The 15,613-nt window shown below is 58.2% G+C and carries 11 protein-coding genes; 5 read left to right on the top strand and 6 right to left on the bottom strand.

The annotated features are described in order from the left end of the window. Positions 1 to 7: 7 nt before the first annotated feature. The gene (locus ACIQWS_RS19030) at positions 8 to 4,141 is read right to left on the bottom strand and encodes a Pls/PosA family non-ribosomal peptide synthetase (RefSeq protein WP_403182948.1); all 4,134 of its coding nucleotides are present in this window, start codon (positions 4,139 to 4,141) and stop codon (positions 8 to 10) included. A 789-nt stretch (positions 4,142 to 4,930) separates the two neighbouring features. Between ACIQWS_RS19030 and ACIQWS_RS19025 the strand changes: the two genes are divergently transcribed. Next, on the top strand, positions 4,931 to 6,076 hold the full coding sequence (locus ACIQWS_RS19025) for an alpha-hydroxy acid oxidase (RefSeq protein ID WP_403183646.1): 1,146 nt from the start codon (positions 4,931 to 4,933) through the stop codon (positions 6,074 to 6,076). A gap of 30 nt (positions 6,077 to 6,106) precedes the next feature. On the opposite strand, the gene ACIQWS_RS19020 is transcribed toward ACIQWS_RS19025, so the two are convergent. From ACIQWS_RS19020 to ACIQWS_RS19000, 5 genes are all read right to left on the bottom strand, one after another. After that, positions 6,107 to 6,619, bottom strand: coding sequence for a cupin domain-containing protein (locus ACIQWS_RS19020; RefSeq protein WP_403182943.1), 513 nt, complete (start codon positions 6,617 to 6,619; stop codon positions 6,107 to 6,109). A gap of 106 nt (positions 6,620 to 6,725) precedes the next feature. After that, a complete protein-coding gene (locus ACIQWS_RS19015; protein WP_403182938.1) occupies positions 6,726 to 7,760 on the bottom strand; it encodes a GH25 family lysozyme in 1,035 nt (344 codons plus the stop codon). A gap of 141 nt (positions 7,761 to 7,901) precedes the next feature. Continuing rightward, a complete protein-coding gene (locus ACIQWS_RS19010; RefSeq protein ID WP_403182933.1) occupies positions 7,902 to 8,861 on the bottom strand; it encodes an isoaspartyl peptidase/L-asparaginase family protein in 960 nt (319 codons plus the stop codon). Between the two features lie 67 nt (positions 8,862 to 8,928). After that, positions 8,929 to 10,509 (bottom strand): ABC transporter substrate-binding protein, encoded by a 1,581-nt coding sequence (locus ACIQWS_RS19005; RefSeq protein ID WP_403182931.1) that lies wholly within the window; start codon positions 10,507 to 10,509, stop codon positions 8,929 to 8,931. A gap of 29 nt (positions 10,510 to 10,538) precedes the next feature. Next, positions 10,539 to 11,108, bottom strand: coding sequence for a MarR family winged helix-turn-helix transcriptional regulator (locus ACIQWS_RS19000; protein ID WP_223614271.1), 570 nt, complete (start codon positions 11,106 to 11,108; stop codon positions 10,539 to 10,541). Positions 11,109 to 11,253: 145 nt separating this feature from the next. Here ACIQWS_RS19000 and ACIQWS_RS18995 point away from each other — a divergent pair, with 145 nt between their 5' ends. The 4 genes from ACIQWS_RS18995 to ACIQWS_RS18980 all read left to right on the top strand — a co-directional run bounded on the left by ACIQWS_RS18995 (position 11,254) and on the right by ACIQWS_RS18980 (position 15,585). Continuing rightward, positions 11,254 to 11,961 (top strand): creatininase family protein, encoded by a 708-nt coding sequence (locus tag ACIQWS_RS18995; protein ID WP_403182927.1) that lies wholly within the window; start codon positions 11,254 to 11,256, stop codon positions 11,959 to 11,961. An 83-nt stretch (positions 11,962 to 12,044) separates the two neighbouring features. Further along, positions 12,045 to 13,019: an ABC transporter permease gene (locus ACIQWS_RS18990; RefSeq protein ID WP_403182924.1), complete on the top strand. Its 975-nt coding sequence runs from the start codon at positions 12,045 to 12,047 to the stop codon at positions 13,017 to 13,019. Beyond that, a complete protein-coding gene (locus ACIQWS_RS18985) occupies positions 13,016 to 13,906 on the top strand; it encodes an ABC transporter permease (RefSeq protein ID WP_403182921.1) in 891 nt (296 codons plus the stop codon). The genes ACIQWS_RS18990 and ACIQWS_RS18985 overlap by 4 nt, the downstream gene beginning before the upstream one ends. Further along, positions 13,903 to 15,585 carry a dipeptide ABC transporter ATP-binding protein gene (locus ACIQWS_RS18980; protein WP_403182917.1) on the top strand — a complete coding sequence of 561 codons (1,683 nt, stop codon included), beginning with the start codon at positions 13,903 to 13,905 and terminating at the stop codon, positions 15,583 to 15,585. The genes ACIQWS_RS18985 and ACIQWS_RS18980 overlap by 4 nt, the downstream gene beginning before the upstream one ends. Positions 15,586 to 15,613: the final 28 nt, after the last annotated feature.

Raw genomic sequence — 15,613 nt, 5'->3', positions numbered from 1 at the left:
GCGAGGGTCAAGCGGTTGTCTTCATACCACCGTTCAGAACAGGCGTGACAAAGCGGTGAAGCTTGGCCGGGTTACCCCGCCATATGGAGTTGGGCTCCAGCACTTCGCCTTTCATCACGAATGAATCCGCATCCACGACCGAGCCGTTGCCCATCACGACACCGTAATGGATAAAGGCAGCAGGTCCGAGCGTGCAGCCGCGGCCGATGCGGATAAAATCGGACTTGAATGCACCTTCTTCGAGCGAATGGGCCTGAATGACGCTACCTTCATTGAGAGTGGCGTCATCGCCGATTTCCACCAGCGAACGTTCGGTCAGATTGCTGCCGCCGTCATAGACCCTGCGGCCCATCTTGACGCCCAGCAGGCGCAGGATCATCGGCCGGAATGGCGTACCGGCGAACAGGCGGATGATGGGCGAATCCGCCAGCTTCCAGTGGCGTTCGTGATGCCAGAAAGTAACGTCATAGATCGTCGTCATCTGCGGCTTCAGCTTGCCGAACCCGAGGCTTGCCCGCTCCACCAGAATATAGAAAGGAATGGTGATGACCGACGTCAGGAGCACGGCGACGAAGAGCGCGGTCTGCGCCCATTCGGTATAGTAGTTGAGCGCGCGGTCCCAGATCACCAATGTGACAAACAGCATGACCCATTGCGCCGCCAGAAACAGCAGCGCTGTCATCGCATTGTAACGGTTCTTGAACTTGAGGCGATGGCGCCTATCCTCTTCGCTGATTCCGGCAATAAGTTCCTTGTCGCGGTTGACCATGCGAGGGATTTCAAAGGACGGCGAGCCGAGAAGGCCGACATTCTCACGGACAGGTCCGTCAATGGGGATCATCACTTTCGTGCCCAGCAGGCAGTTGTCACCCGTCTGTCCGTCCGGCGGATAGTAGATGTTGTTGCCCAAATAGTTGCGTTCGCCAATCTTCGTGTGCTCAAGCCGGAAGGAGGAGGCGGACTTGTGCATGTTGATCATGAAAAGCCCATCCGACACCATGGTTTGGCTGCCGATTTCGCAGAGGAGCGGGTTTTCGTGCTGCTGGTTGCTGCCAAAATTGGAACCGGTCTGCACCACCTTGTTGAGGTTCCAGCCGATGGCGCGCATGTAATGGACGATTGCCGAGCTGTCGCCGAACATGAGATTGAGAACGCGCGAATTACTGGTGAATTCGACCACAGTCTGCAACCAGTACCGGAACCCGTAAAGCGTGTAGGTGCGGCCGGATTTCAAAATCAGACTGAGCAAGCGAGGCACGATTGTTGCTGCCAAAAAAGCCACGACAATATATCCGAATAGCGTGACGGTGGTGCCGATCGCCACAATGCCGATGGTTTCCTGGTAGTCGTCGCTGACATTCTGCCAATAGCTGTGGAACAACAGCGGGATGGGGGTGACGAGGGTAAACAAGCCCACCAGTTGAACGGCTTCAAAGAGGAAGCGCCGGATATTGGACGGATTGACGTTACGAACCTTGCAATAGTCAGCGGTCGTCGGCACTGCCGGCGATCCGTGCCAGCGGATACCGTCGGGGATGCTCTGCCCGCGCTGAAGCGAGGAAGAATGGCCGAGCTGGGAGCGGTCGCCCATCTTGGTGTCGATGTCGAGCGTGCAGCCCACGCCGACAAATGCATCATGACCGATGGTCAGCGATCCCGTTTGGATATAGCCGGCTTGGGCTCGATAGCCAAGGATCATCGATTCCTTGCGCAGTATCGCATTGTCACCGATGGATATGAGGTCTGTGCACACTGGAACGGTGCGGCACTCAATGACTGCGTTTCGTCCGAGCTTGGCTCCAAGGAGCCGCAGATAAAGATTATAGAGCGGGCTGCCGCGGAACAGCACAACGGGGGCTGTGCGGATCAACGTCTGCAGAACCCAGAAACGATAATAGCGCCAGCCCCAGATGGGGAAGACTTCCGGTTTCCAGCGCCCCACAAGCACCCATTTTGCAACAATGGCAACGCCTGACATTCCAAAGAAGATGCCACCCGAAAGCAGGACACAACGCAGATAGAGTTGCAGCGGCTCGTCGAGCTTGTCGTAGGTCCAGTTGAGTCCGCGGTCCAGTGCCCACAGTCCAAAGTAGCTATAGAGACCGTAGAAAAGCAGCTGCGCCGCTCCGCAGGTCCAATAGGCAATGTTCGACGCCCGGTGCGTAAGAACGCGCTCGTTGGCGGCGGTCGCCATTTCCTCGGGTATGCGCAGATGCTGCGCAAGGCGGGCAACGGTGGGATAGAGATAGATATCCCGCATGGATGTCGTCGCCCATTCTTTCCGGGTGCGAACGCGCGCGCAGAAACGGGCCATCAGTAGAGAGTTGGCGCCGAGATCGTCGAAGAAGTTGTCCTCAACGGATACCTCGTCGAACTTCAGCACTTCGGCCAGCACGCCGGCCAAAAAGCGTTCGTCATCATTGCTGGGCGGGGTGATGGTTCGTTCGGCCGACAAACGCACGCTTGTCGGCTTGGGAAGCTGGCGCGAGTCCACCTTGTTCGAGACGGTCATCGGGATGGCGGCCAGCTCTTCCAGATAGGATGGCACCATGTAATCGGGCAGGCGCCGTTTGAGCTCTCCGGCAATGTCGGCGCGGGAGATCGGCGGCATGCCGCTCTTGGGAGCATAATAGGCAACGAGTTCGACACGGCCGGGTTCAATTTCCCAGGTCGTGACGGCGGCCTGTGCGATTGCGGGCTGCTCCAGCAGCACGGTTTCGATTTCTCCGAGTTCGATGCGGTAGCCGCGGATTTTGACCTGGGTGTCGATGCGCCCGTGATACTCAATCTCGCCATCGTCATTGATCCGGCCAAGATCACCCGTCCGGTAGATGCGCTTTGAAGGATTGTTCGGCAGGTCGAGAAAATCGGGAATGAATTTCTGTTCCGTCAGGTCCGGCCGGTTGAGATAGCCCACCGCAAGACCGATGCCGGCAATGCCGATTTCGCCAAGCTCACCGGGCTCGGTCAGTGCCGAGACGGAAGGATCGATCACGACAATGGAGTAAGTGGGCAGCGGCGCGCCGATGGTCACGGGCCTGTCGGGTGTGAGCAGGCCCATCGTGGCGGTAACGGTGGCTTCGGTGGGGCCATAGGTGTTGAGGATTTGCCGTCCGGGTTTCGACCAGCGCACCACAAGGTTGTGCGAGCATGCCTCGCCGCCCACCAGCAGCGCCCGCAGACTTGGCACATCGCTCTCGATGGAGGAAAGCAGGGTCGGGCTGCAGGCCATGCATGTCACATCATTCGCCCGGAGAAAATCCGCGAGTTCCTCGCCAACCAGTGTCAGCGGTCCCGGCGCGGGCACCACCGTTGCACCGGCGGCGAAAGGCACCCAGATCTCTTCCGCAGAGAAGTCGAAGGCGATGGTCATACCCTGATAGACGCGGTCGCCCGGCCGATAGCCGTAGGATGCGGCGGCGACCCGGACGAAATTGCAGATGCTCTGATGCGTGATGGCCACGCCCTTGGGCCGGCCTGTAGTGCCCGAGGTATAGAGGATATAGCAGATGTCCTCGGCCACGGAGGCTGCAGGATTCAACGGCAACGGCTTGTCGGGCTTTGCGGTGATTTCGGTTGCAGCCCCGTCGATCAGCACATGGGGAACAGGCAACGGCTCGACCCGGGAAGAATAGGCCGCAATGGTGATGATCAGTCCGACATTGGCATCTTCGATGATGAGCTTCATCCGCTCTTCGGGAAAGGCGGTGGCGAGCGGAACAAACGCCGCACCGGCCTTCATCACGGCCAGCAATGCAACGTAGGTCTCGGCGGAACGGTCGAGCAGGAGTCCGACCCGGTCGCCGGGCTGCACGCCCCGATCCGCCAGGAGACGGGCGAACTGATTGGCGCGCCTGTTCAGCTCGCGATAGGTCCAGACGCGTCCTTCGGAGATAACTGCAGGTGACGCATCATAGGTTTGTGCAAGCTCCTCGAAGAAGCGGTCGAGCCGTTCACCCGGGCGCCCTTCCTGCGCAAAGTCAGCACCCGTCAAAATCTGCGGGCGTGCAATCGTCCCGGAGTCGGAGGCGTTTTTTACAATCGCATCAATACTTCCGAAGCCAGTCCTTGCTACAGGCTGGTTACTTGAATTTTCCGCCGCGCCCCTGTCGCGTCCGGCACCGTCAACACCATGGTCCATTTCCAAACTCTCTCGTCGTAGGTCGAGCATCGCCGGGCTTATGCCCGCAGAAAACACCGTGCTGCCTCTTCAGCGAGCACTGTCTATCGGCTGATTGTGCGCGGTAGCTGCAATTGACCTTTCAGTCATGGACGGCGGAATAGCCTAAGCTTCCATAAAAGAAAAGCCCGCAACTCTAACTTGCTTTTGCTTTGAACCCCCGTCCTCTGCCCATCACAGGTGTGACGATATCATATAACGCCAAGATCAAGAACTTTATTGATAATATAACTGACAGATAAATCTTTTGAAAAATCGTGAACCGGAAGTAATTTCCCCTTGTCTCCGTGGAAAGAAGCGCCGACCGCAAGCAGGAACCGACCAACCGGAGAAAAGTGCGCTGCAAGGGATCGCTCCTTATTCCATTTTCAGTGTAGGCAGCCCATTTTTCGACAGATTGCAAGTCCGACTATTGCTGGCAGAAGGACGAAGACAGCAGAAGAGATCATTCAGATGAAGAATATTATTCGGGTTCGAGCTTTTTCGGGCGTCTTCGCGGTGGCGTTGAGTGCGACCGGGCAGACATAAGATTTTACGCTGAGTGATATTGCCGCCACAAATGACGCATGGGGGCAATATGGCCGAGGCTCTACATCGATCGCCGTGTCGGCAAAGTTATCGTCAAGTTCTCTTCAAGGGAATGAAAGCTCGGCCTTATACCTGTTGGAAAATGATGTCTTGTCGCCACACTTAGTGCATCCGCAGCAATTCCCGCCTATTCTCAGGCGTGAATCAAACAAGGGTTGAATGATGCGTCTGAGCGATTGCCACAATTTCCACGATTTCAGGACTTTGGCCAAACGGCGGCTGCCGGGGCCAATTTTCGACTATATCGACGGGGCAGCGGATGATGAAGTCACCTATCGCCGGAATACGGAAAGTTTCGACCATTGCGATCTCATTCCCAATGTGCTGCGCGGGGTAAAGAGTGTCGATACATCCGTTGTCGTCATGGGACAAAAGCTTGCCGTGCCCTTCTACTGCTCCCCGACAGCCTTGCAGCGGCTGTTTCACCATCAGGGAGAGCATGCGGTTGCAGCCGCAGCGGCAAGGCATGGAACGATGTTCGGTGTTTCATCGCTTGGTACAGTCAGCCTTGAGAAACTGCGCAAGTCCTATAGCGGCCCGCAGGTCTATCAATTCTACTTTCACAAGGACCGCGGCCTGAACCGGGCGATGATGCAGAGGGCCAAGGACGCTGGCGTCGAGGTGATGATGCTGACCGTCGACAGTATTACCGGGGGTAACCGCGAGCGTGATTTGCGCACCGGCTTTTCCATTCCGTTCAGGCTCAATCTTGCCGGCATGCTGCAATTTGCCATCAAGCCGCAATGGGCACTGAATTATCTCACGCATGAACGCTTCAGCCTGCCGCAACTGGAAGAACACGTGGACATGGGCAGCGGCGCCATGTCGATCAGCCGGTATTTCACGGAGATGCTGGATCCCTCGATGACCTGGGATGATGTGGCCGAGATGGTGCAGCACTGGTCAGGGCAGTTCTGCCTGAAGGGCATCATGTCGGTGGCGGATGCCAGGCGTGCAGTCGATATCGGCTGCACGGGTATCATTATCTCCAATCATGGCGGCAGACAGCTCGATGGATCGCGCGCCGCATTCGACCAACTGGCTGAGATCGTTGATGCCGTGGGCGACAAAATCGATGTGATCATGGACGGCGGAATCCAGCGCGGGACGCACGTGCTCAAGGCCTTGTCCATGGGCGCCAAGGCGGTCGGGATCGGACGTTATTATCTTTATCCCCTTGCCGCGGCCGGTCAGGCTGGCGTCGACCGCGCGCTGGATCAGCTCAAGATCGAGTTAGAGCGGGGAATGAAGCTCATGGGCTGCACCTCCGTCGATCAACTGACCCGGGAGAATCTCAAGCTGCGATAGATCGGGAAATCTTGGCTGGAAGGGGCTGCCTCATTGCAGCGCGCCGCCTTTGGTGCGGCCCCAGCGCCTGCGGGCGGCATCACTGGCGCGATAGATGAATGATGCCGGTGCCGGCAGGGTACGGCGCATGAACGCGACCTTCTTCAGATAGCGGTCTATTTTCCAGGTCGCCCAGGTTCCTCCGGTAAAGTAGGCTATGTCTCCCGCACGCAAGGTACGGGTGAGCCCTTCGGCGTCCGTGACGTGTACTTCACCTTCGAGAATATAAACGGTTTCGTCCCAACCGAAATACCAGCGGAAGGTTCCGGCCGTGCAATCCCATATCGCGGTGTAGGCTGCTCTGTCGGAGCTCGCGGATTGTTCGCGTGCGCGCGCCTGCGGGTTACTGTCCAATATCCAATCGGGATTGATGGGAGCGGGGTTCAACTGCATTTCGAGGGCGTTGTCCGATACGAGACCAGAGCTGCGCGGTCCAGTGAAAACGTTCGGTACCGTCCGTGTCATGGCAAGTACGGCACTTGCCAGCATAAGTCTCCACGCCATTGTTTTCCCCCTTCAGAATGGAACACCTTGAATAGCGGCCATTCGTCAGAATTAGGTTAAACCCTGGACGCAAATTGCATGTAATTGGCGTCGCGCTTGCGTGGGCTTAACCGGCCCGGGCCGTCACCCAGTTGTGCCATTCCTCCTCACTGCCGTGGAACACGTTGAGGTCAATTCGGCCGCTGACGCCATGGGAAAGGCCCGAACCGGAGTATTGCCAGAACAGCCAGCGCCGGCCGGGATAAACCTTGGAGGGATGAGCGGCGACCGCGCGCAACCAGAAGGGATAATCGGCAAGCTCGCCCCTCAGATTGTCCCGATAGAAATCCGGGGCGGTGTAGATGATCGGCCGCTGGCCATAATGTTTCTCCAGCTTGTCCATGAAGACCTGCATCTTTTCCAGCACCTGCGCGCGGGAAGGGCGCCGCTTGCAGCTCGATTCGCCATTCCATTCCACATCTATCGCAGGTGGAAGCGCACCGGGTTCCCGGGGAACATTGCGGATAAACCAGTCAGCCTGCTCGCCCGCCGTGCGGCACCAGTAGAAGAAGTGATAGGCGCCCCGCTTCAGACCGGCTTCCTTGGCCTTGCGCCAGTTGGTCTTGAACATCGGGTCGATATGATCGCCGCCGTCGGTAGCTTTGATATAGGCGAAATTGGCGCCTTGCATACGCAGGTTCGCCCAATCCACGTCACCCTGCCAGCGCGAAACGTCAACCCCGTGCACGGCGAGTTTCTTCGGCGATGCCGGCCCAAAATTAATGGGTTTGGCATCGCGGAAACGGCGGCTGTAGATCTGCATTCGGGCCTGCGGTGCAGCCTTGACCATCGGATCCGCGGGGGCAGGCTGGGGGACCGGCCTTTCCGTTGGAGCGGCCATAACAGGGGATGGTGCCGGAGGCAGTATCGCTGCCGATTCCGGGACGGGTCCGGCCCATGCCAGAATTTCCTGCTGGGGTACCGGCGAGGGGGGGACGGTTGCCATGGCGACACGTGTCACCGAACGGCTTGGCCGGACCACCGAACTGGTCATTTCCTGCGAAGGCCGTTGCGCCAGCACATCGTCCACGCCTGAACTGGATTGGCAGTTCGTCAGCACGAGGCACGAAAACATGATTGTCAGCACACACGAAACACGCATAGGCACCCGTACTCGAAATAATTGTCGATGGCGCGAACGAGGCCAATCGGTTTCACTGCTGCAATTGCTAACAGGAAATTACCAAGAAAGACTGAATCCCGATTTTAACCATAAGGTGCCGTCAACCATGCCGCCCAGGTCTTAGCGTGGAAGACCTGGGAGCTGGAGAACTTTGTCGTGCGTGCCGACAAAGACATCACCGTTGCTGGTAACCCAGCCGCGGAACATGCCATCGGTATTATACGGTGCGACGATGGAGCCGTCGGCACCTATGGCAACCAGCCCGGCACCTGCATTGTGCCGTTTGAGGTCTTCGTGGATGACCTTGTCCGAAGCTGTCTTGAGGTCTTCGCCGAGATAGGCCATCCGGCTTGCGATCTCGTGACCGACGACATGGCGGATGAATACTTCACCCTTGCCGGTACCGGATACGGCACAGATGCCATCCCGCGCATAGGTTCCTGCGCCAATGATCGGAGAATCGCCGATACGGCCATCAGGCTTGTTGTTGTAGCCGCCCGTTGAGGTCGCAGCTGCGAGATGACCGGCGGCATCAAGCGCAACCGCGCCGACCGTGCCGTGTTTCTCAGCCTCCTTCGCCAGCGCGGACGTGCCCCGGGCCTCATGGGCTTTCATGGCGGCAAGAGCGATGAGGCGGCGTTCGGTCGTGAAATAGGCTTGGGGTTCCGTGGCCAGTCCAGCCACTTCAGCGAAGCGATCGGCCGCCGGTCCATTCAGGAGAACCGCATCTCCCTTTTCCATGACCGCGCGCGCAGCCTTGATGGGATTGCGGATAGCCTTGCTGGCGCAGACCGCACCGGCAGCCAGGCTGGAGCCGTCCATGATGGATGCATCCAGTTCATGGATACCGTGTTCGTTAAGCGCGGCGCCATACCCTGCATTGAAATGAGGGCTGTCCTCCATCACCACCACCGCAGCTTCCACCGCATCGAGCGAGGAGCCGCCGGAACTCAGAATTGCCCAACCGGCTTTCAGTGCCGATGCCAGATCGGCGCGGGCGCCGGCCCACTCAGCCTCGCTCAGATCAAGTTTGGCCATCACGCCGCAACCGCCGTGAATGGCCAGAGCTATGTTCGTCATATCTGTCTTTCCTGCGTGTGAAACAACAAAAGGGCCGGATCAGTATCCGGCCCTTTCACGTCGATGCTTATTGCTGCGCCGGACGGATATTCATCGCCAGCGTGTCTTCGTCCGCCCGGGGTGTCAGGACGACCTTGGCCTTCTTCACGGCCCAGGCGCTGAGCTGGGTTGCGAGAGGCAGGTCAGGGCGGTCCGTTGCGACGAGATTGTTGGCCTTTTCCAGAAGGACGCGGCGCTTGTCCGTATCCATCTCGGCTCCGGCGTCTTCAATCAGCTTGTCCATCTGCGGATTGGCATAACCGCGGACATTGAATGCGCCCAGCGATTTTGCGGTGTCGTGGGCGTGCATCAGCGACGAGAGCATGTAATTTGCTTCGCCTGTCAACGTGCCCCAACTGGCCATATAGAGTGAATACTCGCCCCGGGTCTTTGCCGGATTGAATACAGTCGCAGGCACGCCATTAACATCGGCTGTGATGCCGATTGCAGCTAGCATCTGCGCGACTGTCGGCCCAAGCTCGTTTGGCATGCGATCATTGGCATAGCTGAGCGTGATCTTGAAGCCGTTGGGATAACCCGCATCCTTCAGCAATTCCTTGGCGCGCTTCAGATCGAAGGCCGGTGCCTGGAGTGATTTGTCATAGCCGAAGATATTCGATGTGACCAACTGGGTTGGCACGACAGCCATGCCCTCCAGGGCGAATTCGACGATGGTTTGGCGGTCGAGTGCGAGATCGATGGCTTCGCGCACACGCGGGTCGAGCAGGGGATTCTTGTCGAGCTTCGCGCCGCTCTTGTCAAAGACCTGCGGGCTTTTCTCGCGGAAATCGAATTCGAGATAGCTGATATAGATGCTCTCGTTCTTGACCACGGCAAGCGATGCATCCCGCTCAAGCACCGGCACATCCGCGGCGGGCACTTTCGAAATCACATCGACCTGTCCTGCCTTCAACTGTGCAACGCGCGCTGCATCGTTGGGGATTTCCTTGCGGATGACGCGATCCCAGGGCTGTGCTCCGCCCCAATAGCCGTCGAAGCGCTGGAGAACCAGATCCTGTGTCGGAGCCCAGGAAACGAACTTGTAAGGGCCGGTACCGATGGTTGCCTTGCCCGAATTGAAACCTTCGGCCGCTGTTTCCTGCGTTGAGTAATTGGCGGCTGCCGTGTGCGAGGTGATGAACAGACGCACAAAATCATTCGGCAGAGTGGGCGCGGGGCCTTCTGTCTTGACACGCACGGTGAATGGATCGACCACCTCAACCGATTTGACCCGGCGCACGAAGATTGTCGCGGGGTTGGGGCCGGTGACATGAGGAATGCGTTCGATGGAGAATTTCACATCTTCCGCCGTGAAATCTGATCCATCGTGAAACTTGACGCCCTGACGCAGTTTGAATTCCCAGGTCGTCTGGTCGATGGCTGTCCAGCTGAGCGCAAGCGACGGCTCCAGCTCGAGATTGTTGCCCGAGCGGATGAGCGTGTCGAAAATATGTTTGGTTGCTTCCGCGTTGGCTGCGGTGGCGGTGAAATGTGGATCCATCGAGGCCGGCCCGGCCTTGATCGCCATGACAAGGTCTGCGGCGATGGCATGGCCCGTGCCCAGCAGGAGTGCGGTTCCCAATAAGAGGGCTCTCAGTCTTCTTTGCATTGTTGTTCCCTATTCCAGAGGTTGCTTTTTTATTCTTCGAATGCGGTTGCGTCGGAAGAAATTGTGTCGGGCCAGCCGCGCGATGCGATGACCATTTTGGCGAGGATGTCAGACAGCATCATGCGTTCGGCGGGGCTGAGTGCCTCCAGCATCATGCGTTCCCGGTCGATCATGGGCGCCATCTTGGCTTCGACAATCGCCCGGCCCTCCTGCGTCAGGCACAGGACGACGCGGCGAAGATCTCCCAGATCCTCCTCGCGCCGGACCAGCTTGAGGCGATCGAGCTTCTTGGTTGCGCGGCTCAACGTGTTCTTTGGAAAACCGGAACCGGCCACCACTTCCGAAAGCGTGGTGCGGTCCCGCAGAAACAGCGAATAGAGCACGACGAATTCGGGGCGAAGCAGGTCATGATCCGCATTGATCGTGCCGTATACGGGGTTGTTGTAGTGCAGTGCCAGATAGTTGATGCGGAAGGAAAGCCAGCAGGGGTTCGACCACAGCTTTGCGTAAAGAATATCGCTTTCCGCAATACTCTCATTCGGCGCTGTCGTTCGTCCGGCACGGCCCTCCAGCAGCGCGATATCAATCAGGTTCTGCATGCGCGCTCCTCGCCATTAAGTTCCATTAGGGACAAAATATCTTGCTATTGCTGTATGTCAAACGTAATTTTTGTACCATTTGGAACTTGTATGCACATGATCCTTGTGTTTATGCTTGGGGACGAAATCAGCAGAGGTAAGTGGCATGCGCATAAGTGCGATGAACTGGAGTCAGGTTGAGGAACGCATCCGCAGGGATGACCGGTGCATCCTGCCCATTGGCAGCGTGGAGCAACACGCGCGGCTGAGTCTCGCGACCGACATGATCCTGGCGGAAAAAGTATCGGTCGATGCAGCAGAGCCGCTTGGCGTTCCGGTTTTCCCGGTCTTGCCCTATGGGCTTGCTTCAAGTTTTGCCGATTTTCCGGGAACCGTATCGCTGAGCCTGCGCACCTATGTCGGTGTGATCGAGGACGTCCTTGATAGCCTCTATCATGGCGGTTTCCGCCGTATCCTCATTGTCAACGGCCATGGGGGCAACACGCCGGCGGCGACGGTTGTTTCCGAATGGCTCAATCGCAATCGCGATGCCAGTGTGAAAATGCACGATTGGTGGCGTGCACCCAAGACCATGGGCACGGTTCTCGAAATCGACAATCGCGCGTCGCATGCCTCCTGGATGGAAAATTTTCCCTGGACGCGCCTTCCGGGTGTCGCCCAGCCAGACCATGCACAGGAACGCGTTGATTTTGGCGCGTTAGCCCGCGTCGGCGCCGGCGGCAAGCGGGCACGGCTTTCTCAGGGCGAGGGCAACTACCACGGACTGTTCGAACGGCCCGATGCGGACATGCTGGCGATTTGGGATGTTGCCGTCGGGGAAACACGGGAAGAGCTGGAAAACGGCTGGCATTGATTGTTGTCACCGGCGGATGCAGGAAAGCCCGCCGGTGACAGCCAATTCATACAAGCACGAATGTGCAGGGGAAGGTTGAGCGAATGGTTGCGTTCATTGTCAGGCGATTATGGCAGGCGGCACTGGTCATGCTCGTCATGTCATTGCTGGTTTTTCTGGGTGTGTTTGTCATCGGAAACCCGGTCGACGTGCTGATTTCTCCGGATGCAACCCAGGATATCCGCAATCGCGTCATTGCGCAGTATGGCCTCGATCTGCCCATCTGGCAGCAGTATCTGCACTTCGCAAGCAACCTTCTGCACGGCGATCTGGGCCGTTCATTCGTCTACAACATGCCGGTTTCCCAGCTGATTGCCTCGCGCTTCCCCGCGACAATGGAGCTCGCGGTTATCGCTGTTCTTCTGGCAAGCCTCATCGGCATACCACTTGGAATATATGCGGGGTACAAACCGGAAAGCTGGACCGCGAAGGTGATCATGGCCCTGTCCATTCTCGGCTTCTCGGTTCCCACCTTCTGGATCGGGCTCATGCTCATCATGGTCTTTGCCGTGCAACTGGGCATCCTGCCGGCAGGCGGCCGCGGCGAGACGGTTTCTGTTTTCGGCGTTCCCCTCAGTTTTCTGACGTTCGATGGCATGCGCCACCTCATCCTGCCGGCCGTCAACCTGTCCCTGTTCAAGATGTCGATGATGATACGGCTGGCGGCCTCTGGCACGCGGGAAGTGATGCTGACCGATACGATCAAGTTTGCCCGGGCGGCAGGTATCCATGAGTGGACGATCCTGCGCCGGCACGTGCTGCGGTTGATTTCCATTCCGCTCGTTACCGTATTCGGACTGGAACTGGGCTCGACCATTGCCTTCGCCGTCGTGACCGAGACGATCTATTCGTGGCCGGGTCTCGGAAAGCTGATCATTGACAGTATCACGTCGCTGGACCGGCCGGTGATGGTGGCCTATCTCATGCTGGTTTCGCTCATGTTCATTACGATCAACCTGGTTGTAGATCTGGCCTATGCCGTCCTCGATCCGCGCATGCGCCATGGGGGTGGCAAATGACCCTATCCGTTGAAAAAGCCCGTAGCTCATCCGATTTCTGGGCAGACTTTGTCCGTCATCCCGTCGCTGTCATCGCTGCCGTCATACTGCTCGTTGTCATTGTGCTGGCTGTTTTCGCGCCGCTGATTGCGCCGCAGGACCCCTACGATCTTTCAAGCCTTGTGATGCGCGATGCACGCAGGGCACCGGGATATATCGGCACCGGCGGATATACCCACATTCTGGGAACCGACAGCCAAGGCCGCGATCTCTTTTCCGCCATCCTCTACGGCCTGCGCATTTCGCTGGAGATGGGCCTCCTCGCGGGCGCGATAGCCTTTTCGATCGGCGCGCTGGTCGGCTGTACCGCCGCCTACGTGGGCGGCCGTTTTGAAGCGCTCGTGATGCGGCTGGTGGATCTGCAGCTTTCGTTCCCGGCGATCCTGCTCGCTTTCGTGGTGGCGGCGCTCCTCGGCCAGGGCAAGGGGCAGCTGATCGTCGCACTGGTCTTTTCGCAATACGCCTATTTCGTGCGTACTGCCCATGGCGCGGCAGCCGTTGAACGGAACAAGGACTATGTCGAGGCGGCTCTGTCCGTACCCATGAGCGGCTGGTTTGTGGTGACACGGCATATCCTGCCCAATGCGCTGCCGCCGCTTATCGTCGTGGCGACCGTTCAGGTGGCGAGCGCCATTTCGCTGGAAGCAACCCTGTCATTTCTCGGGGTCGGTCTGCCGCCCACCGAACCATCGCTTGGCATGCTGATTTCCGGCGGCTTCCAGTATCTTCTCTCCGGCCGATATTGGATTTCCATCTATCCGGGCGTGGCTCTCATCATGCTTATCATGGCGATCAATCTTGTCGGTGATCAGGTGCGGAGTCAGCTCAATCCGAGGTTGAAACGATGACCGCTCCCCTTCTCGAAGTGACTGATCTTTGCACCTATTTCGAGGCGCGGACGGGAATCGTGAAATCAGTCGACGGCATCTCGCTCCATCTGGAAAAGGGCGAGATTCTGGGACTGGTGGGCGAGTCGGGCTCGGGCAAGTCCATTACCGGCTTTTCGCTGATAGGTCTCATCGACAAGCCAGGCCGCATTGTCAGCGGTTCGATCAAACTTGACGGTCGCGAGCTTGTTGGCCTCAGCGAGCCGGAATTGCGCAAGATCCGTGGCAGGGACATTGCCATGGTCTTCCAGGACCCGATGATGACACTCAATCCGGTCCTGACCGTATTGGATCAGATGACCCTGGCGCTGCAGGCGCATGAACGGATTTCAGACGCCGATGCGCGCCTTCGTGCTGTCGAGGCGCTGCGAAAGGTTCGCATTGTCGATCCTGAACAGAAGGTGGATTTTTATCCCCACCAGTTCTCCGGCGGCATGCGCCAACGCGTTGCCATAGCCATTGCATTGCTGCACCGGCCCAAAATTGTCATTGCCGACGAACCAACCACGGCGCTTGACGTGTCGGTCCAGGCGGAAATTCTCGTTGAAGTAAAGTCGCTGGTTGCCGAGCTTGGCATTTCCATGATTTGGATCAGTCATGACCTGGCAACCGTGGCTTCCATCTCGAAGCGCATCGCCGTGATGAAAGCGGGCAAGATCGTGGAAACGGGCCTTGCCTCCGAGGTCCTGCGCACGCCAAGCCATCCCTATACGCAATCTCTGCTTGATGCATTGCCATCGCGGTCAAAGCCCGGTCGGCGGTTGGGTGCTGGCGCCAATGACAATGACAGCGAAAGCGCTGCGCATCCCGTTGCCGCGACGATGGCCGATCCGTCCTTCGTGGCGATGGATGGGCTCGTCAAAGTATTTGAACAGAAACGTGGTTTCTGGGCGCGGCTGGGTGAACGGGCCGGTCTGCTCAAATCAAAGAAGCCAGTGCTTGCCGTTGAAAACGTTGATCTGACCATCGCAAAGGGAGAGGCGCTTGGATTGGTCGGGGAATCCGGTTCGGGCAAATCAACGCTCGGACGTATTGTCTGCGGCATCTATCAGCCGACGGAAGGCAGGGTAACGCTGAACAACAGCCCGGTGATGTCCGCCGGCCCGCAGCCGAGAAAGCTGACCACCAATGTCCAGATGATCTTTCAGGATCCCTTTGCGTCACTTGACCCGCGCCGCACCATTGGACAGTCCATCGCGGAAGGACCGATAGCGCATGGTCTGACCAGCAAGGCCGAAGCCCGTTCGTATGTGACGGAATGGCTGAAGGCTGTCTCGCTCGATCCGGCATTTGCGGATCGCTATCCGCATCAGTTCTCAGGCGGTCAGCGCCAGCGTATCGCCATCGCCCGCGCGCTGGCCATGCGCCCAGACGTCATTGTCTGCGACGAACCGGTGGCATCGCTCGACGTTTCTATTCAGGCGCAGATTCTCAACCTTCTTTTGCAACTGCGCAAGGAATTGGGCCTGACGCTGCTGTTCATCAGTCATGACCTTTCCGTCGTGCGTCATCTCTGCGACCGGGTTGCCGTGATGTATCGCGGCAAGATCATCGAAGTGGGGACGGCCGAGGAGATATTCGACGCGCCGCAGGAGGCCTATACGCGCGCGCTCCTCAACGCCATACCAAAGCTCGCCTGAGGCGCTCACGCATTGATTTGCCACCCCG

The organism is Phyllobacterium sp. NPDC097923 (assembly GCF_044760925.1).
In the GTDB taxonomy this organism is placed as follows: domain Bacteria; phylum Pseudomonadota; class Alphaproteobacteria; order Rhizobiales; family Rhizobiaceae; genus Phyllobacterium; species Phyllobacterium calauticae.
The sequence above is the reverse complement of the archived record's forward strand: the minus strand, read 5'-3'. Positions and strand labels throughout refer to the sequence as shown.